The 24,542-nt window shown below is 59.4% G+C and carries 26 protein-coding genes, 1 tRNA gene, 1 other RNA gene and 1 pseudogene; 8 read left to right on the top strand and 21 right to left on the bottom strand.

Translation table 11 applies throughout. From position 1 onward, the window contains the following. Positions 1 to 94: 94 nt before the first annotated feature. Positions 95 to 1,129: an RluA family pseudouridine synthase gene (locus tag OS190_RS14970; protein ID WP_267159523.1), complete on the bottom strand. Its 1,035-nt coding sequence runs from the start codon at positions 1,127 to 1,129 to the stop codon at positions 95 to 97. Here OS190_RS14970 and OS190_RS14965 point away from each other — a divergent pair. Beyond that, entirely contained in the window at positions 1,128 to 1,412 is a 285-nt protein-coding gene (locus tag OS190_RS14965) for a DUF6476 family protein (RefSeq protein ID WP_267159522.1), read from the top strand. The two genes, OS190_RS14970 and OS190_RS14965, sit on opposite strands and share 2 nt — an antisense overlap. Positions 1,413 to 1,672: 260 nt before the next feature. Here OS190_RS14965 and OS190_RS14960 read toward each other — a convergent pair. Both OS190_RS14960 and OS190_RS14955 read right to left on the bottom strand, forming a co-directional pair. Beyond that, positions 1,673 to 1,749 (bottom strand) — tRNA-His (locus OS190_RS14960). A 54-nt stretch (positions 1,750 to 1,803) separates the two neighbouring features. Next, positions 1,804 to 2,301, bottom strand: a complete 498-nt coding sequence (locus OS190_RS14955; RefSeq protein ID WP_267159521.1) for a GNAT family N-acetyltransferase — start codon at positions 2,299 to 2,301, stop codon at positions 1,804 to 1,806. A gap of 64 nt (positions 2,302 to 2,365) precedes the next feature. Here OS190_RS14955 and OS190_RS14950 point away from each other — a divergent pair, with 64 nt between their 5' ends. Next, positions 2,366 to 2,557, top strand: coding sequence for a DUF6324 family protein (locus tag OS190_RS14950; RefSeq protein WP_267159520.1), 192 nt, complete (start codon positions 2,366 to 2,368; stop codon positions 2,555 to 2,557). Here OS190_RS14950 and OS190_RS14945 read toward each other — a convergent pair. Further along, complete coding sequence (locus OS190_RS14945; protein WP_267159519.1) at positions 2,554 to 3,024, bottom strand: MmcB family DNA repair protein; 471 nt, start codon at positions 3,022 to 3,024, stop codon at positions 2,554 to 2,556. The genes OS190_RS14950 and OS190_RS14945 overlap by 4 nt on opposite strands. A 197-nt stretch (positions 3,025 to 3,221) precedes the next feature. Here OS190_RS14945 and OS190_RS14940 point away from each other — a divergent pair, with 197 nt between their 5' ends. From OS190_RS14940 to ssrS, 3 genes are all read left to right on the top strand, one after another. After that, complete coding sequence (locus tag OS190_RS14940; protein WP_267159518.1) at positions 3,222 to 3,542, top strand: ArsR/SmtB family transcription factor; 321 nt, start codon at positions 3,222 to 3,224, stop codon at positions 3,540 to 3,542. Further along, positions 3,539 to 3,961, top strand: coding sequence for an SRPBCC family protein (locus OS190_RS14935; RefSeq protein ID WP_267159517.1), 423 nt, complete (start codon positions 3,539 to 3,541; stop codon positions 3,959 to 3,961). Before OS190_RS14940 ends, OS190_RS14935 begins: the two co-directional genes overlap by 4 nt. 42 nt (positions 3,962 to 4,003) lie before the next feature. After that, positions 4,004 to 4,158: non-coding RNA, 6S RNA (ssrS, locus tag OS190_RS14930), on the top strand. Between the two features lie 201 nt (positions 4,159 to 4,359). On the opposite strand, the gene OS190_RS14925 is transcribed toward ssrS, so the two are convergent. The 6 genes from OS190_RS14925 to OS190_RS14900 all read right to left on the bottom strand — a co-directional run bounded on the left by OS190_RS14925 (position 4,360) and on the right by OS190_RS14900 (position 8,264). Further along, the gene (locus OS190_RS14925) at positions 4,360 to 4,668 is read right to left on the bottom strand and encodes a hypothetical protein (protein WP_267159516.1); all 309 of its coding nucleotides are present in this window, start codon (positions 4,666 to 4,668) and stop codon (positions 4,360 to 4,362) included. A 73-nt stretch (positions 4,669 to 4,741) separates the two neighbouring features. Then, positions 4,742 to 5,224 carry a transcription antitermination factor NusB gene (gene nusB / locus OS190_RS14920; protein ID WP_267159515.1) on the bottom strand — a complete coding sequence of 161 codons (483 nt, stop codon included), beginning with the start codon at positions 5,222 to 5,224 and terminating at the stop codon, positions 4,742 to 4,744. Next, the gene (locus OS190_RS14915) at positions 5,221 to 5,772 is read right to left on the bottom strand and encodes a 6,7-dimethyl-8-ribityllumazine synthase (RefSeq protein ID WP_267159514.1); all 552 of its coding nucleotides are present in this window, start codon (positions 5,770 to 5,772) and stop codon (positions 5,221 to 5,223) included. Before OS190_RS14915 ends, nusB begins: the two co-directional genes overlap by 4 nt. Positions 5,773 to 5,775: 3 nt before the next feature. Further along, positions 5,776 to 6,900 (bottom strand): 3,4-dihydroxy-2-butanone-4-phosphate synthase, encoded by a 1,125-nt coding sequence (ribB, locus tag OS190_RS14910; protein ID WP_267159513.1) that lies wholly within the window; start codon positions 6,898 to 6,900, stop codon positions 5,776 to 5,778. 171 nt (positions 6,901 to 7,071) lie between these two features. Continuing rightward, positions 7,072 to 7,674: a hypothetical protein gene (locus tag OS190_RS14905; protein WP_267159512.1), complete on the bottom strand. Its 603-nt coding sequence runs from the start codon at positions 7,672 to 7,674 to the stop codon at positions 7,072 to 7,074. Then, positions 7,671 to 8,264 carry a riboflavin synthase gene (locus tag OS190_RS14900; protein WP_267159511.1) on the bottom strand — a complete coding sequence of 198 codons (594 nt, stop codon included), beginning with the start codon at positions 8,262 to 8,264 and terminating at the stop codon, positions 7,671 to 7,673. The genes OS190_RS14905 and OS190_RS14900 overlap by 4 nt, the downstream gene beginning before the upstream one ends. Positions 8,265 to 8,409: 145 nt before the next feature. Between OS190_RS14900 and OS190_RS14895 the strand changes: the two are divergent. From OS190_RS14895 to OS190_RS14885, 3 genes and pseudogenes are all read left to right on the top strand, one after another. Further along, positions 8,410 to 9,709 (top strand): annotated as a pseudogene (locus tag OS190_RS14895) (capsule polysaccharide biogenesis protein). A 117-nt stretch (positions 9,710 to 9,826) separates the two neighbouring features. Beyond that, positions 9,827 to 10,960 carry a polysaccharide biosynthesis/export family protein gene (locus tag OS190_RS14890; protein WP_267159510.1) on the top strand — a complete coding sequence of 378 codons (1,134 nt, stop codon included), beginning with the start codon at positions 9,827 to 9,829 and terminating at the stop codon, positions 10,958 to 10,960. Positions 10,961 to 10,965: 5 nt separating this feature from the next. Continuing rightward, the gene (locus tag OS190_RS14885) at positions 10,966 to 13,005 is read left to right on the top strand and encodes a capsule polysaccharide biogenesis protein (protein ID WP_267159509.1); all 2,040 of its coding nucleotides are present in this window, start codon (positions 10,966 to 10,968) and stop codon (positions 13,003 to 13,005) included. A gap of 2 nt (positions 13,006 to 13,007) precedes the next feature. Here OS190_RS14885 and ribD read toward each other — a convergent pair whose 3' ends face one another. The 11 genes from ribD to OS190_RS14830 form a co-directional block, all read right to left on the bottom strand. Continuing rightward, a complete protein-coding gene (gene ribD / locus OS190_RS14880) occupies positions 13,008 to 14,093 on the bottom strand; it encodes a bifunctional diaminohydroxyphosphoribosylaminopyrimidine deaminase/5-amino-6-(5-phosphoribosylamino)uracil reductase RibD (protein ID WP_267159585.1) in 1,086 nt (361 codons plus the stop codon). A 14-nt stretch (positions 14,094 to 14,107) separates the two neighbouring features. After that, on the bottom strand, positions 14,108 to 14,578 hold the full coding sequence (nrdR, locus tag OS190_RS14875) for a transcriptional regulator NrdR (RefSeq protein WP_267159508.1): 471 nt from the start codon (positions 14,576 to 14,578) through the stop codon (positions 14,108 to 14,110). Positions 14,579 to 14,743: 165 nt separating this feature from the next. Continuing rightward, on the bottom strand, positions 14,744 to 15,160 hold the full coding sequence (locus tag OS190_RS14870; RefSeq protein ID WP_267159507.1) for a secondary thiamine-phosphate synthase enzyme YjbQ: 417 nt from the start codon (positions 15,158 to 15,160) through the stop codon (positions 14,744 to 14,746). A 79-nt stretch (positions 15,161 to 15,239) separates the two neighbouring features. Next, positions 15,240 to 15,638: a hypothetical protein gene (locus OS190_RS14865; RefSeq protein WP_267159506.1), complete on the bottom strand. Its 399-nt coding sequence runs from the start codon at positions 15,636 to 15,638 to the stop codon at positions 15,240 to 15,242. Between the two features lie 3 nt (positions 15,639 to 15,641). Beyond that, on the bottom strand, positions 15,642 to 16,073 hold the full coding sequence (locus tag OS190_RS14860) for a hypothetical protein (protein ID WP_267159505.1): 432 nt from the start codon (positions 16,071 to 16,073) through the stop codon (positions 15,642 to 15,644). Positions 16,074 to 16,226: 153 nt separating this feature from the next. Further along, positions 16,227 to 18,212: an RNA polymerase sigma factor RpoD gene (gene rpoD, locus OS190_RS14855; RefSeq protein WP_267159504.1), complete on the bottom strand. Its 1,986-nt coding sequence runs from the start codon at positions 18,210 to 18,212 to the stop codon at positions 16,227 to 16,229. Positions 18,213 to 18,351: 139 nt separating this feature from the next. Beyond that, positions 18,352 to 20,307 carry a DNA primase gene (gene dnaG / locus OS190_RS14850; protein WP_267159503.1) on the bottom strand — a complete coding sequence of 652 codons (1,956 nt, stop codon included), beginning with the start codon at positions 20,305 to 20,307 and terminating at the stop codon, positions 18,352 to 18,354. A gap of 46 nt (positions 20,308 to 20,353) precedes the next feature. Further along, positions 20,354 to 20,662 carry a hypothetical protein gene (locus tag OS190_RS14845; RefSeq protein WP_267159502.1) on the bottom strand — a complete coding sequence of 103 codons (309 nt, stop codon included), beginning with the start codon at positions 20,660 to 20,662 and terminating at the stop codon, positions 20,354 to 20,356. Between the two features lie 51 nt (positions 20,663 to 20,713). After that, on the bottom strand, positions 20,714 to 21,256 hold the full coding sequence (locus OS190_RS14840) for a sarcosine oxidase subunit gamma (protein ID WP_267159501.1): 543 nt from the start codon (positions 21,254 to 21,256) through the stop codon (positions 20,714 to 20,716). After that, positions 21,249 to 24,188, bottom strand: a complete 2,940-nt coding sequence (locus OS190_RS14835) for a sarcosine oxidase subunit alpha family protein (RefSeq protein ID WP_267159500.1) — start codon at positions 24,186 to 24,188, stop codon at positions 21,249 to 21,251. Before OS190_RS14835 ends, OS190_RS14840 begins: the two co-directional genes overlap by 8 nt. Next, entirely contained in the window at positions 24,185 to 24,466 is a 282-nt protein-coding gene (locus OS190_RS14830; protein WP_267159499.1) for a sarcosine oxidase subunit delta, read from the bottom strand. Before OS190_RS14830 ends, OS190_RS14835 begins: the two co-directional genes overlap by 4 nt. Positions 24,467 to 24,542: the final 76 nt, after the last annotated feature.

The raw sequence follows: 24,542 nt of genomic DNA, 5'->3' as shown, positions 1-24,542 counted from the left end.
ACAAGAGTTTGCAATGCGGATTTGTTGACAATGGCATAAGAAAAATGAATGAAAAGTTACATTTCAGGGCTTTCACGCAGTGGTGTAGATCAGTTCAGACCGCCAGACGCACCGCCTCCAGCAAGTCCTCCATATCCTGCGGCAAGGGGGCCTCGAACCGCATCAACTGGCCCGATACCGGATGTTCGAATCCCAGAACCGCTGCATGCAGGGCCTGTCGCGGGAACCGGCTGACCGCAACCGCCGCGATCTCAGGCAAGGCAGCCTTGGGCAATTTTCGCCGCCCCCCATAGGTCGGATCCCCAACCAGGGCATGACCTGCATGGGCCATATGCACGCGGATCTGATGTGTACGCCCGGTTTCCAGCCAGCATTCCATCAGAGCCAGCACCGCAGGCGCGCCAAAACTTTCGACGGTACGGGCACGTGTAACCGCATGACGGCCGCCATTGAACAGCACCGCCTGTCGTTGCCGGTCGGTCTTGTGACGCGCCAGTTGCGTCGTCATTTTCAGGATATTACCGGGTTCGAACGATGCCCCCCTGATGCCACGCAGACGCGGATCATTGGCATCAGGCACCCCGTAAACCAGCGCCTTGTAATACCGCTCAACCGTATGTTTCTCGAACTGCCTGGCCAAGCTGTGATGCGCGACATCCGATTTGGCCACCACCAGCAGACCGCTGGTTTCCTTGTCGATCCGATGCACGATCCCGGGCCGTTTCACCCCGCCAACCCCCGACAGATTCTTGCCGCAATGGGCCATCAGCGCATTGACCAACGTTCCCGAGGGCGATCCGGGGGCCGGGTGCACCACCATGCCCGCGGGTTTGTTGATGACAATCAGATCCTCATCCTCATGAACAACCTCCAGCGCGATCGCCTCGGGCAGGATATGGCTTTCCTCCGCCTCCTCCACGCCGATCTCGACAACCTGTCCCTCAGAAACCCTTGCGCGCGGATCGCGCACCACCTGACCTGCCACCCTGACCGCCCCGCGCTCCAACAATCTGCCAAGTCGGGTGCGCGACAGGTTGGCCGCCTCTGGCACATCCCGGGCAAGCGCCTTATCAAGACGCGATGGCGGACTGTCGCCAATCAAAAAGGTAATGGTGCGGTGCAAAGACATGGATGATCCGATTGAGCCTGCGAACCTGCGGTTCTTGCGACGGTTGGTGACGGTACTGACCGTCGTGATGATTTGCGGGGTTCTAGTGGTGATTGCTCTGCTTGTCACGCGCTTGAACCGCGATGCACCATCACTACCCGATCAGATCACATTGCCCCCGGGGTCGAGGGCACAGGCCTTTACCCAGGGGACCAACTGGTATGCCATTGTCACAAGCGATGACAAAATCCTCATTTACGACCGCCTCACCGGCGCCCTGCGTCAAACCCTCCAGATCGACTGAGGCTCCCATCATACGGCCGGCAACGCCGGGGTCTGGCCCGGCGCGTCAGACTGCAGCCTACCAAAGCCCCTGACACTTCAAGCAAACATTTTTCATCTTGCCAATAAACTCCGGGGAGTCGCGCCTGCGCGACGGGGCAGCGCCCCGGCAAGGGTGGTTCCCGCACTCCGCCTGATTGACCGGACACCCCCGCAAAGACGCAGACAACCACACCGCAATCCCTTGCACCGCTTCGCGTCCAGTCTTGACCATGTTGAGGATGGTACCGCCTCCCCGGCTTGAACGGGGGACCCCTGGTTCCACAAACCAGTGCTCTAACCAACTGAGCTAAGGCGGCACACGAGGGGGATTTAGCCGCCCCTCGCACAGATTGCAATAGCCAAGGACCGCCCTACAATGTGATTTCCCAATGCTGTTCGATCAATGGCCGACCAAATGATACAACCGGCTGCGATGACAGCAAGGTCCAGCCGTTCCTGGCATAGAGTACCCCTGCCGCACGGTGGGATTCGTGGGTCCAGAGCTTCATCTCGCGGTACCCCTGTTCGCGCGCAAAGCCCATGCAGGTCTCCAGCATCCTTTGACCCAACCCTTTGCCCCGTGCCTTTTCGATCAGCATGAACAGCCGCAGCTTGGCGGTGCTGTCATCCAGCTTCACACAAAAAATGCTGCCCAACCGCCTGCGCTTCTGCCAGACAATCCAGCCCGTTTCGCAGAGCGGATCATGATCACACAGGAATTCATCGAGAATACTGGCGACCAGCACAGCAAAACTGTCGTCAAACCCTTCGGCGCGGGCATAGGCATCACGATGCGCGGCCACCAGCCAATCCCGATCCCGCGCTGTAAATCTGCGCATTTCCACATTTTCCATGGACTCACTTTGCATCCGCAAGTCCTTGCCTTTCAAGCCATCCCGCGCTAGCGATGCTCCCCAGATCACGGAGGCCGCCATGGGTATCAACGACGAACGCGACATCGAAGCCAACCTGCAGATCGGGCCGACCGATGCAGGCATGGTCCGGCTGTTTGTCGAAGGCAACGGCATCGAGATTCCAATGGACTTCACCCCTGAAGAAGCTATTGAAATTGCAGAAGAGATTACTGCCGCGGCACGGCGCGCCGGCGGCGGAAAAATGCGCTAGCCGCGCTGAGTGCGCATGTCGGGATCACGCAGGCGGTGCAACCGACGCGCCGCATGCATGGCGAATTTCTGAACCATCACCTTACGCCGCGCAGCTGCCAGCTTTGTCTCCGGTCCCATACGGATAATCTCCCCGCCATAGGCATCCGCGATGATCAGCCCTGTCTCGTCGGGCAGCAGCTCCACCGGAAAATCCGAATCGACCGCCCAGAAAAACCGGTCGGCCCATTCCAGATAGCCCTGCCATTTGCAGTCCGACATATAATCGACGCGGGATGACTTGCATTCCACCACCCAGATCTCACCCTTGGGTCCAAGGGCCATGACATCCACGCGCAGACCGCGCTTGGGCACCAGTTCCTCAACACAGGCAAAACCGTGGCTGGCCAGATGCCGTGCCACCCCCCGCGCCAATAGCTGTCCAGGTTGCAGCGGCGAAGGCTGCGGCGAAAGATCAACATGGGTCATGGGATAACTATGAACATTCCATGAACATTGACAAGCCCACGCGCGGCCTTTCCCGCCAGTTGAAGCGCTGCACAGCATCGGAGGCTCTCTGTCCGGCACCCGCTCGGCCTTGTCAGGCCGATCTTTCCGTTGACATGATACCTTATGGTATCTATTTATTTGCGATACCAAAAGGTATCATATAAAGGAACCAGCAGATGCCGGCGCCCAACCAATACGCCTTTCGCGCCCTCGCCGACCCGACCCGCCGCGACATCCTCAAACTTCTGAGCCAGCAGGATATGACCATCACGGATGTCTCAGACCGATTCGACATGACCCGTGCCGCGGTAAAGAAACACCTGACCATCCTCAGTGATGGAGGATTGATCACTGTCACCCCCAGGGGCCGTGAACGCATCAACCGGATCAACCCATCGGGATTCGCGCCAGTTCTGACCTGGCTGGAAACGTTCAACCGGTTTTGGGACCTGCGTCTGGATGCATTGAAAACCGCCATTGAAAGGGAACACTCATGACCACAACCTTGACCAAGTCCATCATGCTCCGCGCCAGCCGCGACGATGTCTGGGCTTACCTGACCCAGCCCGAAAAGCTTGCGCTTTGGTTTCATGCGCCCAAGGCACCGCTGGTGCAGGGCCAGCCTTTCGAAATGATCGGCGCAGAAAGTGGCACATTGACAATCTGGGGGGATGTGATCACCGCCCGCCCCCCCGAATACCTGGAATATACCTTTACTATCAGACCCATGGGGGAGGCGACCAGTCACGTCAGATGGACCCTCGAAGCTGTTGCCGGTGGCACAAGGCTCTCGCTTGAACATGCCGGACTGCCCGATGGTGCCGCGGCCTTCGATCTGATTTTCTCGCTCGACAAGGGATGGGAAGATCACATGGCGCGCATGCGCAGCGATATACACGAAAACAACAAGGACTAGCCCTTGCCGCGGACCTGCCATGCGCCTACCTATAGGCTGTGGCGGGTACTACCCTGTTCGTGAGACGTTACATTCCAGTGGCCTTAAGCAAACCCTAGGGAGCTGGCTCTGTTCGAGCCCTGGTTCGATTATCTGGCGCCCACCTGTACATACAGGTCCCCGGGAATACACAACAGACCGGCAACGGTGGTCCCGTCACTCTTTTGCGCAGACCCGCCGTCCCTGCCCCCGACAGGGGCTAGCGGACAGCGCTCTTTTGATTGTCTTCCCGACATATGACCCAAGTCAAGAATTACGGCCATGGCCTGCACAGTGGCAGTCTGTCACACCAATTTCTGCCAAAACCGCGCGTCGCGGAACAGACTTCGCGCAGCACGCGGAGATGGATCTCCCCGTGCCTAGCGGTTTCTGTCGGGTGCCGAGGTGGCGGTTTGTCTGATCGGGATCAAGCCAACCGGCGTTCCGCTCATCGGCCCCTGATCTTCGTCCTCCGTCATCAACATCACGGCGACTCCGGTCTGAACCCCGGCAAAAACAATGCCGTTCAAGACCCAGAACACCACAACCGCCATCAAACCGACGTCCGAAGTGCTGATCAAATGCCATAGATTAGCGACATTGAACCATAAAACCCCGCCAACAAAAGCGGCGGCAACGCCAAAGCCAATCAGGCAATTCTTGAAATAAAATCGAAATATCTTAGGCATGTTCTTGCCCCCTTCGCCTCAATATAGCGCAGGTTACAGGTTTTTCAAAGCAGCACAGCGCGTCAGAGCACGCTCAAAACGCCTCGGGGCGGGCCTCGCGGGCCATGTGATCCAGCACAGCATTCACAAAAGACGCCTCCTTCCCCTCTGGAAAAAAAGCGCGCGCCAGGTCGACATATTCGGCAATCACGACCTTGGGCGGGGTAGAGTCGTCGCGCAGCTCGGCCCCAGCGGCCCGAAACAAGGCGCGGATGGTCGGATCGATCCGTGCAATCGCCCATTTGGCAACAAGCGCCCGGTCGGTCAGCTGGTCGATTGGTGCCTGATGTGTTACGGCCTCTTCCAGAACCTGACTGAACAGCGCGACATCACCATCCTGCATTTCGGTGCCGTCATAGGTGGCCCCGAACCGGTGTTCGACAAATTCGGAACGCACCTTGTCGACGGTCAGCGACGAATGCTCCATCTGGAACAGGGCCTGCACTGCATAAAGCCGCGCAGCTGACCTCATTTTGCGTTTCTGGTTGCCGGAAATACCGGTGGCAGAGGTTTTCATGCTGTCGTATTTCCATCCATATCGCCCGCCATCAGCGTATCCTCACCCAATGGTCTAAAGCCTATGCCCTTGCTGGTGTGCGCCCATCTACGGGCGAGCGCGATCAGATGCAAGGCCGCTGCCGCAGCGCCGCCTCCCTTGTTCTGCCCGTCGGGATCGGCGCGGACTTCGGCCTGCGCCTTGTTCTCGACCGTCAGGATGCCATTGCCGATGCATAATCCCTGCAAGCCAAGCAGTTGCAGCGCGCGACTGCTGTCATTGCAGACGGTTTCATAATGTGTCGTTTCACCGCGAATGACACAGCCCAGCGCGACATAGCCGTCAAAGTTGCTGCGCCGATCGCTGATCCCGATCGCCGTGGGAATTTCCAGCGCACCGGGCATCTCCACAACTTCGAAATCCGCCCCCGCTGCCTGCAACTCGGCCCTGGCACCACGCAGCAATCCCTGCGCAATATCGCTGTAATAGGGGGACAGCACGATCAGCACCTTCACCGGACGATCGAATACAGGCCGCGCCAGGACGGTATGTTCTTCTGAACTTGCCATGATTTACCCCTGCGTAATGGGACGGGTGCCCACGATTTCTATGTGATAGGCATCCAGTCCCAGATACCGTGTTTCAGGATTGTCCGTCAGCAACACCAATTTGTTCAGGCCCAGCGTGGACAGGATTTGCGCGCCCAATCCGGTGTTCTTGACCGTGCGCGGACCTTCCTCGCCATCGGCATCCAGCCGCAGCCTGGGAAAGGGATCGCGAAACAGCACCACGGCGCCGCGTCCTTCGGCCGCAATAATCTCCATGGCGCGCGCCACCTCACCCGCAGGGCTTGGGCCAAGGCCCAGAATATCTTCCAGTGCATTGATCGCATGGGTGCGTACCAATACCGGTTCAGGGGTCGAAATATCCCCCTTGCTCAGCACCACATGATCCGTGCCGGTGATCTGATCTGCAAAAATGCGCATCTGCCAGTCCCCCCCGTAGGCCGAATGCACTGCGCGGCTGTCGCGTTCCACCAGCAGGTTGTCGTGGGTATGGCGATAGGCAATCAGATCGCTGATGGTACCGATTTTCAGACCATGCGCCGCCCCGAATGCAACAAGATCCGGCAAGCGCGCCATGGTCCCGTCGTCCTTCATGATTTCACAGATCACACCTGAAGGATGCAACCCCGCCAAACGCGAAATATCAACCGCTGCTTCCGTGTGGCCGGCCCGCACCAGAACGCCGCCGTCGCGCGCGCGCAAGGGAAAGACGTGACCGGGCGTGGCAATATCCGCAGCACCGGATTGCTCGCTGATCGCAACAGCCACCGTCAACGCCCGGTCCGCTGCCGATATCCCCGTGCTCACCCCCTCACGCGCCTCGATACTGGTGGTAAAAGCGGTTTCATGGCGCGAGGAATTGTTCATCGCCATCATCGGCAATTCCAGGGTGGCGATCCGCTCGGCTGTCATTGGCAGGCAAATCAGGCCGCGCCCGTGGGTCGCCATAAAGTTGATCGCTTCCGCATCGGCAAACTGCGCCGGAATCACCAGATCACCCTCGTTCTCACGGTCCTCATGATCCACCAGAATGAACATCCGGCCGGCCCGCGCTTCTTCGATGATCTCTTGTATCGGAGAGATCGCCGCAGACAGCTTCTCTTCCACAGGCCCGGGTGTTTCAAAGTTCATGGCATTTCCTCGCGTCTATGCCCCGCTGATACCCCAGCGCAACTGTCTTGACCAGAGCCGCACCACCGCACGCAATCCGCCGTTGCGTCGCATTTGACACCTGCCCACAGCCGGCTTCATCTTGCCTTTAAACTCAATCCCGCCCCTGGCCAGCCCACCAACCGGTCGCGTTCACCCCGCGGCCAGCCCGGAACCTCCCGCCCTGCCCTTTGCAAAATACCGCGTTGAGTCAAGGTACCCGGCCGCCTGGGCCGCCGTGCTCCAGTCCCGCTCGATCCCTGTATCGCCAATAATCAAAACCTGATCCCGGTTGAGACTCTGCTGGGTAACAAAGCGGCCCAGATGCGCGCGCATGTCTCCCCAACTCTCGGTGAACCTCGGTGCACGGTCCACGGCGTCCAGCACGGGATTCGCCGTTTTGATCGCATCCACCTGCAAGGGGGCATGCACCAAGGCCAGTTTTTTCGCCTGGCGCAGCGTCGCAAGGATCTCGCCGCGTGCAACAGGCATTTGCGGCGCTTCCGCGCGTACCACGCGCAGGGCATTGGATGAAAACAGCAAGCCCATGATGTCGCGCCCAGTGGCTTTTCGCACCGCCGCGTAGGTTGGATAGTCAAGGCCAAGCTGGGCGGCCCGTGCCACATGCATTCTGACCACCATCAGCGGAATCGCCTTGGGCATCGCCGCATCCCGCGCCTTCTGCCACTGAAAGGCCCGCCATTTTGCGCCGCGCTCCATGCTTGGCCCTCGGTTATGTCCGATGCCCGCGGTCATGACATCTCGGCCAGCCGCGCCACATAGCGCGCCAGGGTGTCGATTTCCAGATTGACACGGTCGCCAACGGTCACCTCGCCCCAGGTCGTGACTTCCTTGGTATGGGGGATGAAGTTGATGCCGAAATCACAGCCCTCCACCCCGTTCACGGTCAGAGAAGTGCCGTTCAGCGCCACCGATCCCTTGGGCGCAATGAAACGCGCCAGTTCTTCTGGCGCTCGCAGGGTCACGCGTGTGCTGTCCCCCTGATTCACCATCGCAACCACTTCGGCCACACCATCCACATGGCCCGACACGATATGCCCGCCCAACTCATCACCAACCTTCAGGGCGCGTTCAAGGTTCAGCCGTTTACCAACATGCCACCGGTTTGCGCCGATATTGGTCTTGTCCAATGTTTCGGCCGAGATCTGCACCTCGTACCAATCCGTGCCCAGCCCGACGACCGTCAGGCACACCCCGTCGCTGGCAATCGATGCCCCCATGTCGATGGTGGCCGTATCATAGCCAGTCTTGATCCGTGCCCGCAGATCGCCCTGTTGCTCAACCGCTGCCACGGTGCCAATGTCGGTGATTATCCCCGTGAACATTTGTCGCCCTTTCTTTCGCTTGGTATTGAGGTATCTCTGGCGCAGCTCCCTGGCAAGAGCCAGCCGCCGGCCAGGAGAGCCCCGTCACAATTTCGCCTGTATTTCATGCGAAATATCGCCAAAGAGTCGCACAATTGGGATGAAAATGACTGCCACCGCCGCCGACAAACGGATTTTTCTGTTCCTGCAAGGGCCGCATGGGCCGTTCTTTCACGGATTGGGCAAGATGCTGCGGCTGGCTGGGGCAGAGGTCTGGCGTGTCGGTTTCAACGCCGGTGACCGCGCCTTCTGGTTTCATCCGCACAGCTACATCCCCTATCGTGGGACCGCCGCGGAATGGGGCACCACATTCTGTCAGATTCTTACAGAGAAATGCGTCACCGATATTGTTCTCTACGGTGATACCCGCCCGATCCACGCCGATGCGGTGGCCGAAGCCAAACGACGCGGCATCACCGTGCATGTTTTCGAAGAAGGCTACATGCGCCCCTATTGGGTCAGCTACGAACGTGGCGGCTCAAACGGCAATTCCCGCCTGATGGACATGACGATCCCGCAGATGCAGTCCGCGCTGGCCCGCTCCGATATGGAGGCCCCCCNCCCCCCTGCCGCCCGGTCATTGGGGCGACATGCGCCAACACATATTCTATGGCGCGCTCTATCATTGGTTCGTGATGTTCAGGAACGGCGACTATCGCAACTTCCGTCCCCACCGCAGCCTGCCCGTGACCAAGGAATTCGCGCTCTATGTCAAGCGCCTGCTGCTGATGCCCGCGCTTTGGGCGGATCGCCTGCTGTCAACCATGCGCATTCGGCTGGGCGGGTTTCCCTACCACCTCGCGCTCCTGCAGCTTGAACACGACAGTTCCTTCCAGATGCATTCGCCCTTTGACACGATGTCCGATTTTCTGGAACTGGTCATCGAGAGTTTCGCCAAGGGTGCGCCCGGCCACCACCACCTTGTCATCAAGGCACATCCGCTTGAGGATGGTCGCGTACCCCTACGCCGCGAAGTCAAACGACTGGCCCGCAAGATGGAGGTCTCCGCCCGCGTGCACTATGTGCGGGGCGGCAAACTGGCCCAGCTTCTCAACGACGCAAGAACCGCAGTTACCGTCAACTCCACAGCCGGTCAGCAGGTGCTCTGGCGCGGGATTCCGCTCAAGGTCTTCGGCCGGGCGGTCTATGCCCAGCCCGAGTTCGTCTCGGATCAACCCCTGCCCGAATTTTTTTCCGCCGCCTCCCGCCCCGACAACAAGGCTTACAAGGATTACCGGCGCTATCTCCTTGAAACATCACAAATTCCTGGCGGTTTCTATTCGTCACGCGGGCGCCGCCAGCTGCTGCGCCAAGTGGTCGATATGATGCTCGCAGCAGAAGATCCCTATGATGCATTGCAATCGGGCACCGCGGCTCCTCGGCAACAGTTGCGTGTTGTCACCTGAGTTAACCACTTCATCCCACTGGATTTTCAAATCACCCTAGGGTAGCGTTGCCGCAATTACGTCGAAACAATTGGCGAATTTTTGAGGCAGAGTTGAATAGGTCGAGGAGACCGGGCAGTGAAATCCGTATATTTCCGGTGGGCACGTCCCATCGTAACCGTTGCAGCCTTGGCCGCTGTATCATCATGTGGCTTGCCGCAAGTTGGCCCCAACAAACGGCAAATCTTTGCTGGATCGGTCCAGAAGGAAGGCGACGCCTTTGTTGTCTCTGTCAATGACCGTGTAACACGCGCAACCGCTGTTGTGCCTGCGCTTGGCTTCTCGGATGCTTTCAAGAACGCGGCGACCCTTGGCTCTGACACGATCCGCGCGGGCGACGTTCTTGGCATTACCGTCTATGAAAACGTCGATGATCCCCTGCTCGGCGTCGAAGGTGCCCCGGCCACCGTCCTCGAAGAAGTTCAGGTCGACGGAGCTGGCTTTATCTTTATTCCCTATGCGGGCCGAATCAAGGCGGCCGGCAATACCCCTGATGCCATCCGCCGCATCATTACCAACAAACTTGGTGAACAGACCCCAGACCCACAAGTCGAGGTGCGCCGTGCAGCCGGTGACGGCTCAACTGTTTCACTGATTGGCGCTGTTGGCGGACAGGGCGTCTATGCCATCCAGCGTCCCACACGGACCCTCGGCACGATGCTGGCGCAGGCCGGTGGCGTCACGATCCAGCCGGAAATCGCGCAGGTGACCGTCATTCGCGGCACCCAGCGTGGCAAGGTCTGGTTGCAGGATCTCTACGATCACCCGCAACTCGACATCGCCCTGCGCGGTGGTGACCGTATTCTGGTCGAAGAAGACACGCGTTCCTTCACCGCTCTGGGCGCGACGGGTGGCCAGGCCCAGGTCCCCTTTGAAAGTCAGACACTTTCGGCCTTGGAGGGCATCGCACAGGTCGGCGGCCTTAACGCCGCTACGGCTGATCCCACCGGCGTTTTTGTCTTTCGCAATGAACCCGAAGAGGTCGCCGCACAGGTTTTGGGACGCAACGATCTGCAGGGCGCGCAGCGTATGGTCTATGTCCTCGACCTGACCAAACCAAACGGCATGTTCATGGCCCGCGATTTTGTGATCCGTGACGGCGATACACTTTATGTCACAGAGGCCCCCTTCACCCAGTGGAACAAGGTTATCTCGGCGATCACCGGCACAGCGTCTTCCGCTGCAGGCCTGACGACCTTGTCGGGCGGCTGATCCACGTGGCTCTCGGGCCCGAGACATATGACACACCAACCGCCGGTCCTGAAAAGGACCGGCGTCTTTTTGTCTATAATGGCGGTTTTCTGACCCAGCGGCGGCTGCGGCGCATTTTGCACCTGTCAGGTTATTCGCTGCACCTCGGCCTCCCCCGTCCCGGCGACAGCGTTGCGATCTGGGGCAATTCTCCCACAGCACATCGCGGGCTCGCCGTAGCCGAGAAATATGACACCCCCGTCCTGCGGGTCGAGGATGCCTTCCTGCGCTCCCTGCATCCGGGCCGCGCGGGAGAACCGCCGCTGGGCTTGCTGCTCGACAAGGCTGGGGTGCATTTCGACCCGAGCACGATCAGCGATCTCGAAGAAATACTCACCACCCATCCTCTGGATAACACCGACCTGCTGAACCGCGCCCGCGGCGCCATCGCGCGCATCACAGAGGCACGGTTGACCAAATACAGCGGATTCGACCCGGATATCCTCCCCCCTGATCCCGGCTATGTTCTGGTGATCGACCAGACTTTCGGGGATGCCTCCGTTGCAGCCTCCGGTGCAGACAGAGGCCGCTTTCTGGAAATGTTGGTGTTTGCCCAGGAGGAACATCCCCAGGCCCGCGTCCTCATCAAAACCCATCCCGAAACCGTACAAGGCTATCGAAAGGGCTATTTCACCGACGGCGACCTGTCCGACCGGGTGACATTCCTTAGCGATCCGGTGTGCCCATGGGCGCTGTTCGAAGGTGCCATCGCCGTCTACACCGTATCCTCGCAAATGGGTTTCGAAGCGATCTTTGCCGGCCACAAACCGCGGGTTTTCGGCCAACCTTTCTATGCCGGTTGGGGCTTGACCTCTGATGAATTCCCGGTGCCGCGCCGGCAGCGCAAACTGACCCGCCCGCAACTCTTTGCCGGGGCGATGATCCTCTACCCGAAATGGTACGATCCCTATCGCAACCGCCTTGGCACCCTCGAAGATGCAATCGAAACACTGGCCGCCCAAACCCGTTGCTGGCGAGAGGATCGCGCTGGCTGGACCGCTTCGGCCATGCGCATGTGGAAACGCAAACCCTTGCAAGGCTTTTTTGGCCGCTACAAGCCAGTGATTTTTCAGGATGATCCTGTCATTGCCCGTCAAAGCGGCAAACCGTGGATGGTCTGGGCTGGCAAATCACAAGTAGGCCATGCCGAGGCCCTCTTGGTCGAGGACGGGTTCCTGCGTTCCAAGGGATTGGGTGCCGAACTGGTCCCACCCCTGTCGCTGGTCTGTGATGATCTGGGAATCTACTATGACCCGTCCCGCCCCAGCCGGCTGGAGAAATACATCGAAAAACGCAGCAAACTCCGCCCGGATCAACATCTACGGGCGCGAAAGCTGATTGAACAGCTCACTGCCGCGGGTCTGAGCAAATACAACCTTGCCGCCGCAGCGCCCGATCTCGGCACCCTGCCCGACGGGCGGCGCATCCTCGTTCCCGGACAGGTCGAAGACGATGCCTCGATCCGCACCGGCACCGACCATGTACAAACCAATCGCGCCCTTTTGCAGGCAGTGCGCAATGCGAATCCCGATGCCGTGATCCTTTATAAGCCACATCCTGATGTGGAAGCGGGCCTGCGCAGCGGCAAGATCGACACCAGCGGTCTGGCCGACATAACATTGCATCAGAGCGATCCGATTGCCCTGCTGGACGTGGCTGATGAAGTCTGGACCATGACTTCGCTACTGGGGTTCGAAGCCCTGTTGCGCGGGCTGCCTGTCACCACCCTGGGTGTGCCGTTTTACGCAGGTTGGGGTCTGACCACCGATCTGGGTGATGTCCCGCCAAGACGCCGCGCAGAGCCCGCACTTGAAGGGTTGGTGCATGCGGCATTGATCGATTACCCGCGTTACCGCGATCCGAAAACCGGACTGCCCTGCCCGGTCGAGATCATTGTCGAACGGCTTTCGACCGATGACATCCCGCGCCCCGGGCCGGCCAACCGCCTGCTGTCCAAACTTCAAGGTCTTTTCGCAACACAATCACACCTTTGGCGGCGCAGTTAGGTTCAGTTCCGTGTCCAGACATGCAGGACATCCTTGCCAACCGGTTCTACGTATCTCAGGCTAAATTTCGGGGCAGCGGCCAGTTTTGCCAGCCCCATTGCGCCGATGCCAGGCACCCCTTCGGCACCGATCACGATGCCCGCAGTAAAGCCGATCAGATCATCCACCAAATCAGCCTCAAGCAGGGATGCCGCCAGCGCGCCGCCCCCCTCGCAGAAGACACGGGTCAACCCGTATGCACCCAATTGTTGCATCACATCCACTGTATCCAACTGGCCCGCCTTGACCGCGCAGGGCAGCAAGGTCGCACCAATATCACGCCAGGTCTGCACCAACATCGGTTCTGCATCCGTGCCGTGGCACAGGATCAACGGCACATCCTTGGCCGTCCGGGCCAATTGCCCCATCAATGGCAGGTCAAGCCTGCGTGACACCACCACGCGGACAGGCTGATGCGTGATGCCCAGATCGCGCACGGTCAACCCCGGATCATCCGCGCGGGCCGTGCCACCGCCCACCATGACCGCATCATGACGACTGCGCATGGCATGAACCTGACGGCGCGCCGCCGGGCCGGTGATCCATTTGCTTTCGCCGGTGCCGGTTGCGATCCGCCCGTCGAACGATCCCGCCAGCTTCAGTGTCAAAAAGGGACGACCCAGTTCGGAGCGGGCAAAGAAACCTGCGTGATCGCGCTGCGCCCGCGCTTCCCCTTCGCCCAGGGAAACCTCGATGCCAGCGCTGCGCAGCATCTCAAGTCCCTTGCCATCAACCCGCGCATCACAATCGGCCAGGGCCACGACAACACGCGCGATACCCGCCTTTATCAGTGCCTCGGCGCATGGCGGGGTCTGTCCGTGATGGGCGCAGGGCTCCAGCGTGACATAGGCCGTGGCCCCTGCTGCCGCAGGCCCGGCCTGGGTCAGCGCCATCGCCTCTGCATGGGGTCTGCCACCATCCTGTGTCCATCCGCGCCCGACAAGGCGGCCTGCCTTTACGATCACACAACCGACCGCAGGATTGGGCCAGACCCGGCCCTGCCCCCGCCGGCCCAAGCTCAGTGCCAACGCCATGAAACGGGCGTCCATGCGGCTCTGATCACTCACTCTTCTTCAGGTGCTGAATCCGGGCGCAATTCCTGAACGAACTTATCGAAATCATCCGCAGCCTGGAAGTTCTTGTAAACGCTGGCAAAACGTACATAGGCCACGGTATCGATCCGCGCCAGTGCTTCCATCACGATCTCGCCGATCTGTTTGGACCCAATGTCGGTTTCACCCATGCTTTCCAACCGGCGAACAATGCCGCTGATCATCTGGTCGATGCGCTCGGGGTCAATCGGACGCTTCTGCATCGAAATACGGATCGAGCGTTCCAGCTTGTCACGGTCAAAATCCTCTCGTTTGCCAGAGGTCTTGATCACCACCAGATCGCGCAGTTGCACCCGTTCGTAAGTCGTGAACCGCCCGCCACAGGCAGGGCAGAACCGACGCCGACGGATCGACACATGATCTTCGGCCGGACGGCTGTCCTTTACTTGGGTATCAATGTTTCCACAAAACGGGCAGCGCATTGACCATCCCCCTTCTTTGTTAGTGTTACAACCGCACTTGTGGGGCTTCCCCCCGATTTGCCCACAGGTATAGGCGAACCGCGAAGTTTTGGGTAGAGGCGAAATGCGGCGCAATATCTTGGGGTTGCCTGGCTGCACTGCTTCGCATCCAATGCCGGCAACGGGTCAATCTGCACGAAAATGCGCAGCCACGCTGCGTATCTGCGGGGCGTCCCTGTGTTCAAACAGGTATATGCCCTGCCACCTGCCCAAACACATCTCACCCGCCCTGACCGGAACCGACAGGCTCACCGGCAGAAGTGCGGCCTTGATATGTCCCGGCATATCATCCGGGCCTTCATACCGATGGGTGAGATACCCCATCGCAGGGTCCGTAGACGGCGGGACAAGCCGCTGAAAGAATGCCAATAGATCGCTTTGCACCTCAGGGTCTGCATTCTCCTGTATCAACAGCGATGCAGAGGTATGACGCAGCATCAAGGTCAGCAGCCCATCCTCCTGACCTGCCAGCCACCTCGCGACATCACGGGTGAACTCGACAAGCCCCTGGCCATTTGTGCTGATCTGGAATGTCGTCTGCATGGAACCAGTCTGGAGTTTCCGCCGCCCCTCTGCAACCGGCCTGCTCGGTCACAGTGCCCGATTGTTGTTCATCTTGTCATTACCGGTTTATGATTCTGGCATCCGTGCAAAACTGATGTGCATGATCGACCGACAGCGACGACCCGGCACGACGCAAAGATGCACCGACAATTGTCACCGGCACCGGGTTAAGGCCACTTGGATCAAGGGTGAAACGCACTGGTGCCCGTTGACCAATGCCCGGGGCGCGGCCCTCGGCAATGAACAGCCGTGCAAAACCATGTGCGCCTCTGGCCTTGCGCGCATAGTCGGCCGCAGCGCACCACATGCCCCGCGCGCCGTAACCGCCATCACTCATGACTTCAAAGCCCCCTGTAACCGCCCTGACCGCAACATCATTTTCGGCACGGAATTCCATGGCAGAAGCGGGAGCGGCATAGGCCAGTAGCATCAGAAAAGCGGATAACGTGGTTTTCATTGATCAATCTCCCGATCTGCGCAACAGGATGTCTTCCAGTTCAATCTGGTAATCCTTGCAGAATTGATAGGCATGCAGCACCGGCAATCCGAGGCCTGCAATCCTGACACTGACGGAATAGGATTCCTTGGGACCATTGGGCAGGCTATTCACATCTGTCGTGAAAACTGCGCCCTTGCGTCCTGCAACGGTTGCGGACGGACCGCGCGGCACCTTCACATAAAGCCGTTGGTTGCCCTTCTTCCCTTGCCCGTAAAGCACAAAATCCGCCGCCGCGCACCACATGCCACGCGCGCCCTCACCACGGGATTCGATCACTTCGAACGCATTGTTGCCGACAGGCACAACCTGCAAACGGTTCACCGCAAGATAAGATTGCGCATATGCGGGCACGGCAAGCGTGGCACAAATGAAAGCAAGGCATAGACGTCGCATGGGATGGTCCTCCGGCTTGATACGGTTTTATCTAAGGTACATTCGTCCAAGGGCAAAATCACGAGGACGTGCATGACCTACTTTTGCCAAGCATGACACGAAAAAGGGCCGCCCAAAAGGCGGCCCCATATTCAATGCGCCCTGCTGCGGGCTTTACTGGTCGAGAAATGACCGCAGCTTGCGCGACCGGCTGGGATGCTTGAGCTTGCGCAGCGCCTTGGCTTCGATCTGGCGGATGCGTTCACGGGTCACGCTGAATTGCTGCCCGACTTCTTCAAGGGTGTGATCGGTGTTCATGCCAATACCGAAACGCATGCGCAACACACGTTCCTCACGCGGGGTCAGAGATGCCAGTACACGTGTCGTGGTTTCCTTGAGGTTCTCTTGAATCGCACTGTCCAGTGGCAGAACCGCATTCTTGTCCTCGATGAAATCGCCCAACTGGCTGTCTTCTTCGTCGCCGATGGGAGTTTCCAGCGAAATCGGCTCCTTGGCGATCTTCATCACCTTGCGCACCTTCTCAAGCGGCATTTGCAGTTTGGCGGCCAATTCTTCAGGCGTCGGTTCGCGCCCGATCTCGTGCAGCATCTGACGGCCTGTGCGCACCAGCTTGTTGATGGTTTCGATCATATGCACCGGAATACGGATGGTGCGGGCCTGATCCGCAATCGATCGGGTAATTGCCTGCCTGATCCACCATGTCGCATAGGTCGAGAATTTATAGCCACGGCGGTATTCGAACTTGTCGACAGCCTTCATCAGGCCAATGTTCCCTTCCTGAATAAGATCAAGGAATTGCAAGCCGCGGTTGGTGTATTTTTTCGCAATCGAAATTACCAATCGCAGGTTCGCTTCGACCATTTCCTTTTTGGCCTGACGGGCTTCTTTTTCGCCCTTCTGGACCTGTTGCACAATCCGACGGAATTCGGGAATATCCAGTCCCACATACTGACCAACCTGCGCCATGTCGGCACGCAGTTCTTCTACCTTGTCGGTTGATTTCTCGATGAACATGGCCCAGCCGCGACCGGGCTTTTCAGCCATCCGCTCCATCCAGTTCGGGTCAAGTTCGTACCCGCGATAGGCGTCGACAAATTCCTTACGATTGATCCGGGCCTGATCCGCCAGCTTCACCATGGCAGAATCGATCTGCATGATGCGGCGGTTGATGCCGTACAACTGGTCGATCAAGGCTTCGATCCGGTTGTTGTGCAGATGCAATTCATTCACCAGCAACACAATTTCCGCCCGCAGCTTCTGATATTTGTCTTCCTGCTTCTTGGTGAATGAATTGTCTTCATTCAACGTCGCGGAAATCCGGCTGTCCTGCATCTCGCTCAGCTTGACGTAATCATCGGCAATGATGTCCAGCGCTTCCAGAACCTGCGGTTTCAGCGCCGCTTCCATTGCCGCCAGCGACATGTTGGCCTGTTCGTCTTCATCATCGTCGTCATCGTCACCGGTGATGGGATTTCCATCCGCATCCAGCTCCTGCTTGGCCTCGCCCTTTGCTTCCGGCACGGCACCGGCGACAGGAACAACCGGCGTTGTTGCTTCTTCTTCGCCCATTTGTGTGCCGAATGTCGCCTCAAGGTCGATCACATCGCGCAGCAGAATGTCCTCGGACAGAAGTTCGTCGCGCCAGATCGTGATAGCCTGAAACGTCAGCGGGCTTTCACACAGACCCGCGATCATCGTGTTGCGGCCTGCTTCGATGCGCTTGGCAATCGCGATCTCGCCTTCACGGCTCAACAGCTCGACAGAGCCCATTTCGCGCAGATACATGCGCACGGGGTCGTCGGTACGGTCCAGCTTTTCTGCGGTGCCGGCGGACAGCGTGATTTCTTTGTTGCTGTCGGTGGTGGCAAGCTCGGTGCTGCCCTTGGCTTCTTCTTCTTCGGCGTCTTCGTCTTCGATAATGTTGATGCCCATTTCCGAAAGCATCGACATCACGTCTTCGATTTGCTCTGATCCAACCTGATCCGGCGGCAGGACCGTATTCAACTGGCCATAGGTAATATAGCCCTTTTCACGCGCCTCCGAGATCATCTTCTTGACGGCGGCCTGGCTCATATCCAGCGAATGACCGCTGTCGGCATCGTCGCGTTTGGTATCTTCGTTGGTATCTTTAGCGGCCATGTAAGTTCCTCCGGCGCAAACGCGCGAATCAGTGCAGGTGATTCGTACCTCCGAATCATGCGGGTTTCGCGATGATTCTTAAACCCGATATCCTGCTTTTTCCTAAAGTGCCTGCCAAAAAAGACACTGTTTTTTGGCCTCAGCGCTTTGATTTATCGAATTTGATCGTTCCCAGCAGCTTATCCAACCGGCTGCGTTCGTCCTTGTTGATGTCCGCGCCGTTGTCGCCGCGGTCATATTCAGCCGTATCCTCATGTCCCGACCGGCTGGCCAGTTCAGCGGCACGCGCAGCCTCTGACAACCGCCAGGTGACACCTTCATCCGCGACACCGCTCAGATCCTCCATGGCTTCCGCGATTTCGGCATCAAGCCCCCTGGCGGCCTCCAGCTTGGCCAATTCCTCTGCAACGGTAAGGCTGGCCATTTCCCTGTCACCTGGGTGACGGATACAGGGTGTGATCGCAACGTGGCGTTGGGACAGCAGGTTTTCAAGGGCGTCCGGTCCCAGCACTTCGGAAATTTTTTCGCGCATCCTCGTTGGATCCTGATGCGCATGGCGCAAAAGCACATCGCGCAACGCACGATGCGTCGGATCGGCACAGACCATCATTTCCAGTCCGCTCTCGAAGTCCTCGATGATCTGCGGACAGGTTGCAAAGGCAGCAAGGATCACGGCCTCGCGCAGATGTTGTGTCATGCGTGGATCGGTGCCAGCCGCCAGCACAGAGGATTTTGTGGTCGGTGACGGTCCCTGCGGCGCGGCCTGCCATTTGCCGCCGCTGCGCGCCGTCGGCCTGCGCTCCCCTCCCTGCGGGCGGAACAGCTTCCAGCGCAAATCCTTGATTTCCTGGCCGTAATGACTGCGGATCGACGGATCCTTGATCAACATGATCTTTTCACGCAAGGCCTTGTCCAGCGCCGCCTTGCGTTCGGGGCTGTCAAACACGCGGCCCTCGGTTTCGCGTTGCCACAGCAATTGCACCATCGGCACTGCCCCGTCGACCAGCTTTTGGAAGGCACCCTTGCCAGCAGATTTCAACAGGTCATCAGGGTCCTGTCCTTCGGGCATCATCACGAACCGAAGGGATTTGCCAGATTCCAACAGCGGCAGTGCCAGATCAATCAGCCGCAACGCCGCGCGTTGCCCTGCCGTGTCGCCATCCAGCGTGATGATCGGTTCGGGATCGATCCGCCATAGCATCGCCAGCTGGTTTTCGGTAATTGCCGTGCCCAATGGTGCCACGGCCGCCTCAAACCCTGCCTGTTGCAACGCAATCACGTCCATATAGCCCTCGGCCACCAACAGGCTTTGCCCTTTGCCCGCCGCAACCCGCGCCTCTTTCACATTATAAAGCGAACGCCCCTTGTCGAACAATTCGGTCTCGGGTGAATTCAGATATTTGGCGTTGTCATTGGGGTCCATCGCACGGCCCCCAAAGGCAATCGCCCGCCCCCGCGCGTCACGGATCGGAAACATGATCCGGCCCCGAAAGGTATCATAGGGTTTGCCGCCCTTGCTTGACGGCTTGGCCAGTCCCGCACCAAGAATCAGATCATCACTGATGTTCTTGCCTTTCAGCGCATCCCACAGCCCCTGCCAGGCATCGGGGGCAAAGCCGATTTCCCAACGCTCCAGCGCGCCTGCATCCAGGCCCCGACGCGCCAGATAGGCCCGCGCCTCTTCTGCCGCCGCGGTCTTGAGCTGTAGCCGAAACCAGCGCACGGCCAGTTCCATCACTTCGCTCAGGTCGCCGCGTTTGTCCGCTTTCTCCTGCGCTTGCGGATCACGCTTGGGCACCGGCATTCCCGCCTCGCGTGCCAGAATCTCGACCGCTTCCATGAAACCGACATTCTCGGTCTCGCGCACAAAGGAAATGGCATCCCCCTTGGCGTGACAGCCAAAACAATAATAGAATCCCTTGCGGTCATCGACATGAAAACTGGCAGATTTTTCCTGATGAAAGGGGCATGGGGCCCACATGTCGCCCTTGCCTTGATTGGACTTGCGCGCATCCCATACGACCTTGCGCCCGACGACCTGTGACAGGCTCGACCGCGTGCGTAATTCGTCCAAAAATCCGGGTGGCAGGCTCATGGGGCTTTATATTGGTCGCGAACGAGAGGAGTCCAGCATACCCACATTATTGCTGCAAACAAAGCTCCGTCCAGGCTGCCGCAAGATCCTTTTCACGGATGTCGCGCATCTTCATCTCGTAAACCCAAGGCGTCAACAGCGGGATGGCAGTGTTGAAATTCTCCGGCCATGTGGCCTTGGCCAACACATGTTCATGCACCTTGCGCTCTTTTACACGATCCAGCCGCGCTTGCTGGATTGCTGCCACGACAGTCGCCTGATGGCCACAACTCTCGACCTTTGCGTTATCTTGTGCACGGGCGATCCCGCCCAGCGATGACGCCGCTACAACAGCCATTACCAGAAAACGTTTCATACATTACTCCAAGAGAACAGATTCGTTAGTTACCAGCAGTTTGCCAAAAGGTTAACCGCGCATCGACACCGCCGCCATGGCCCGTTTCAGGTCATGCACCAGACTGCCGGCCATCGAACGAAATACCATGATTTCAAACCCATCCGGCGCGGTTCGGGTGATGGAGGCCTGCATATGCCCCAATTGTGTCCGCGCGGTTTGCCCCAGCCTGAACACAGCCGCCCGCAAGTCAACCGGCACCAGACGCGCCAGCACGTCAACTGCTCCTGCCCCGCTCAGTGTCACCCTTGCCCAGGCATCCGACTGATCCACAACCGCGCCATGTTCCACCAAGGCGGGATCAGGCGCGACACCGATCAACATCACCGAATCCCGCCCGAACCAGAGACAGCGCAGCCCTCCCTTCGATGTGCTTTGCCCTGGCAACGGCAGTTCCAGCCCATGCGCTTTGGACAGCGCAGCATCCAGTGCCGATGGGTCTGCAAAGGCTGACAAGGACGTCATCACTGCATATTCGGGTTCTTCTGCCGTGACCGATCCGATGCTCAGCGGTAACAGCCCTTCACAAGCGCTCTTGGCGATCAATTCAACCACGTACCCGCTCCCCTTCTGGGTCCAGAAACACCGTCCCGCAGATCTCGACCTCAGTTTCGACACCGCGCATACGATCCACCAGATGGATCACCTCGCCCATCCGTTCCGGACCGCGGCGCACAAATCCCAGCCCGATCATCCTGCCCAGATCAGGCGAATAGCCAACCGATGACACATGCCCCTGATAATTCTCACGTATGGTTTCGACACCTGCATCAAACAGATGCGCCCCAGCGGTCAGCTTGGCCTGTGCATCCACCGGTTTCAAACCCACCATCTGCGGCCGGTTGACATCCACCAGTCCGGGGCGCGCTGCCATGGTCTTGCCGATACAGTCCTTCTTTGCCGAGATCATCCGCCCCATTCCCACATCAAAGGCCGTCGTGCGGCCTTCAATCTCCGCGTGGGTGATGAACCCCTTTTCGATCCGCAGTACATTCAGCGCTTCCATACCATATGGCCCACCGCCCAGCGCCTGCGACCGCTTGGCCAGTTCATCAAACAGCGCCGCGCCGAACCGCGCAGGCACCGCCAGTTCATAGGCATGTTCCCCCGAAAACGAAATCCGGAACAGCCGCCCGCCAATACCACCGAGCGTTACCGCGCCACAGGCCATGAAAGGCCAACTTTCCCCGTCAATCGGTACGTCCAGCACCTCGTTCACAAGCACCCGCGCCTGCGGCCCTGCAATAGCGAATTGCGCCCATTGCTCGGTGACAGAGGTAAATGTCACCTGCCAATCGGGGCGCAGACATTGCGTCACAAACTCCAGATGCCGCATCACGGCCCCCGCGGCTGCGGTTGTTGTTGTCATCAGATAATGTTGCGCGCCGAGCCGCGCACAGGTGCCATCGTCCATCACATGCCCGTCCTCGCGCAGCATCAGCCCATAGCGCACCCGCCCGACCTTCAGCGTCGAAAACATGTTGGTATAGACAAAATCCAGCAGCTTGGCCGCATCCGGTCCCTGAATATCGATCTTGCCCAAAGTCGACACATCGCAAACGCCAACGCTGTTGCGTACATAGCCCACCTCACGGTCACAGCTCTCGCGCCAGGTCTGCTCGCCCGCCCTGGGGAAATAGCTCGGCCGGTACCACAGGCCTGCCTCGATCATCGGTGCCCCCATCTCGACTGACCGGAAATGTGAGGTGGTCCAGCGTTCCGGCGCAAATCCATGCCCCTGGCTCCCCGCGCCCAACGCCGCAATCGCCACCGGCACATAGGGCGGACGAAAGGTCGTCGTGCCGGTCTCGGGGATTCCGCGCCCCGTGGCATCCGCCAGCACTGCCAGGGCCGCGACATTGGAATTCTTGCCCTGATCCGTCGCCATGCCCTGGGTGGTATAGCGTTTCATGTGCTCAACAGATTTGAAGTTCTCCACCGCAGCCTGGCTGACATCCTTGACGGTAACGTCATTCTGGAAATCCAACCATGCCCGCCCGCCGCCTGCCACCGCCCACAGAGGCGCGATCCGATAAGGCGCATCCTCCGCTGCCGGAAGGTCCACATCGACAGGTTTGCGGCCAAGTGCCTGAAGGGCCGCCTTGCCGGCCTTGACACCATCCGCCAGACACCCAGCCGTCGAAAAGACCCCGGCACAGGCTCCCGCCGCCGCCATCCCCGGTACCGCGCCTTCGGTTGGCACAAAGGCATGAATATCCTCGCGCCATGCAGGCCGCCCGTTCAAATGGCAGGTCAGGTTCACCGTCGGGTTCCAGCCACCCGACATGGCCAGACAGTCCACCTGCAGGGTTTCCTCCCGACCTCCGGCAGTCCGCAGCGTGATGCTCTCCAGCGCCTTGCGCCCCCCGGCATTGCAGACCTGCGCACCGGCAAACACCTGTCCGTCAAAATCCTCGACCACGGCATCCGCCCGGCTGTCGATCACCGCGACCACATGCAGGCCAACAGCCTCAAGATCCCGCGCCGTTTGATGGGCATCATCATTGTTGCAGAACACCGCCACCCGTTTTCCGGGCGCGACCCCCCAGCGGTTGACATAGGCACGCACGGCACCCGCGGTCATGATCCCGGGCCGGTCATTGTTGCGAAAGGCCACAGGCCGCTCGATGGCCCCCGCCGCCAACACGGACCGCCGGGCCGTGATCCGCCAGAAACACTCCAGCGCCGCACCACCCGAACGCGCGCCGTGATGCTGGTTCACCCGCTCCAAGGCACCAAAGGTGCCGCCATCATAGACACCCGTGACCGTGGTACGCGGCATCAGCCGGACATTTTCCATCGCCGCCAGCTGTGCGACGATCGAGGCGGCCCAGTCGCTGCCCGCCTGCTCTGCGACGCCAGCGGAATCAGCGTTCAAGCGACCGCCCATGAGACTGTCTTCATCCGCCAGTATCACATCCGCGCCGCCTTGCGCCGCTGTCAGCGCCGCCATCAATCCCGCCGGCCCGGCACCGATCACCAGAAGATCGCAAAACCCAAAGGCTTTTTCGTATGTGTCCCCATTGCTTTGCCCCGAAAGCGCGCCCAGCCCTGCCGCCTTGCGGATGACCGGTTCGTAAATGCTCTCCCAGAACCGCCGGGGCCACATGAAAGTCTTGTAATAGAATCCCGCTCCCAGAAACGGGGCAGCCAGATCATTCACCGCCATCACGTCAAAATCCAGCGTCGGCCAGGCGTTTTGTGACCGCGCACTCAATCCGTCATGAATCTCGACCTGTGTCGCCCTGACATTAGGCTCCTGCTGTGCGCCTGTGCCCACCGTGATCAGGGCATTGGGCTCTTCGCTGCCCGCGCTCAATACTCCGCGCGGCCTGTGATACTTGAACGAGCGTCCCATCAGGGTGACACCATTGGCCAGCAAGGCCGAGGCCACCGTATCCCCCGCAAACCCGCCGTAGGGCACGCCATCGAACCTGAAGGTCACAGGCTTGCTGCGATCCACCATGCCCTTGCCGGAAATCCTCATCCTGTCGCCTCCCTGGTCTGCGCCACATCGGTTGCCAGCCGCACGGTCGCAATCACATGCGTTGTCGTATCCCGCGTCACCACCACCCAGGCGCGGCAGCCCGCCTCATGCTGCCACAGTTCGTCCGTTCTACCCGCCGGGTTTTCGCGCAGATGCAGATAGCTCTGCCACTCCGCCTCCGTCGCCGCGTCACCGGGGCGCGCCAACATCACCGCTGCCCCTTGATAATAAAACTCCCGCCGGTCCCGCTCCCCGCAAATGGGACACTCAATTCTCATGCCCGATCCTCCCGTCGCAGTCCCATGCCAAACTTCATCTTGCCCATAAACTCATCCTCGCTCTCGTGCGACCTCA

This window comes from Sulfitobacter sp. F26204, from assembly GCF_026410305.1.
GTDB lineage: Bacteria > Pseudomonadota > Alphaproteobacteria > Rhodobacterales > Rhodobacteraceae > Sulfitobacter.
This window is presented reverse-complemented; position numbering and strand designations above follow the sequence as displayed.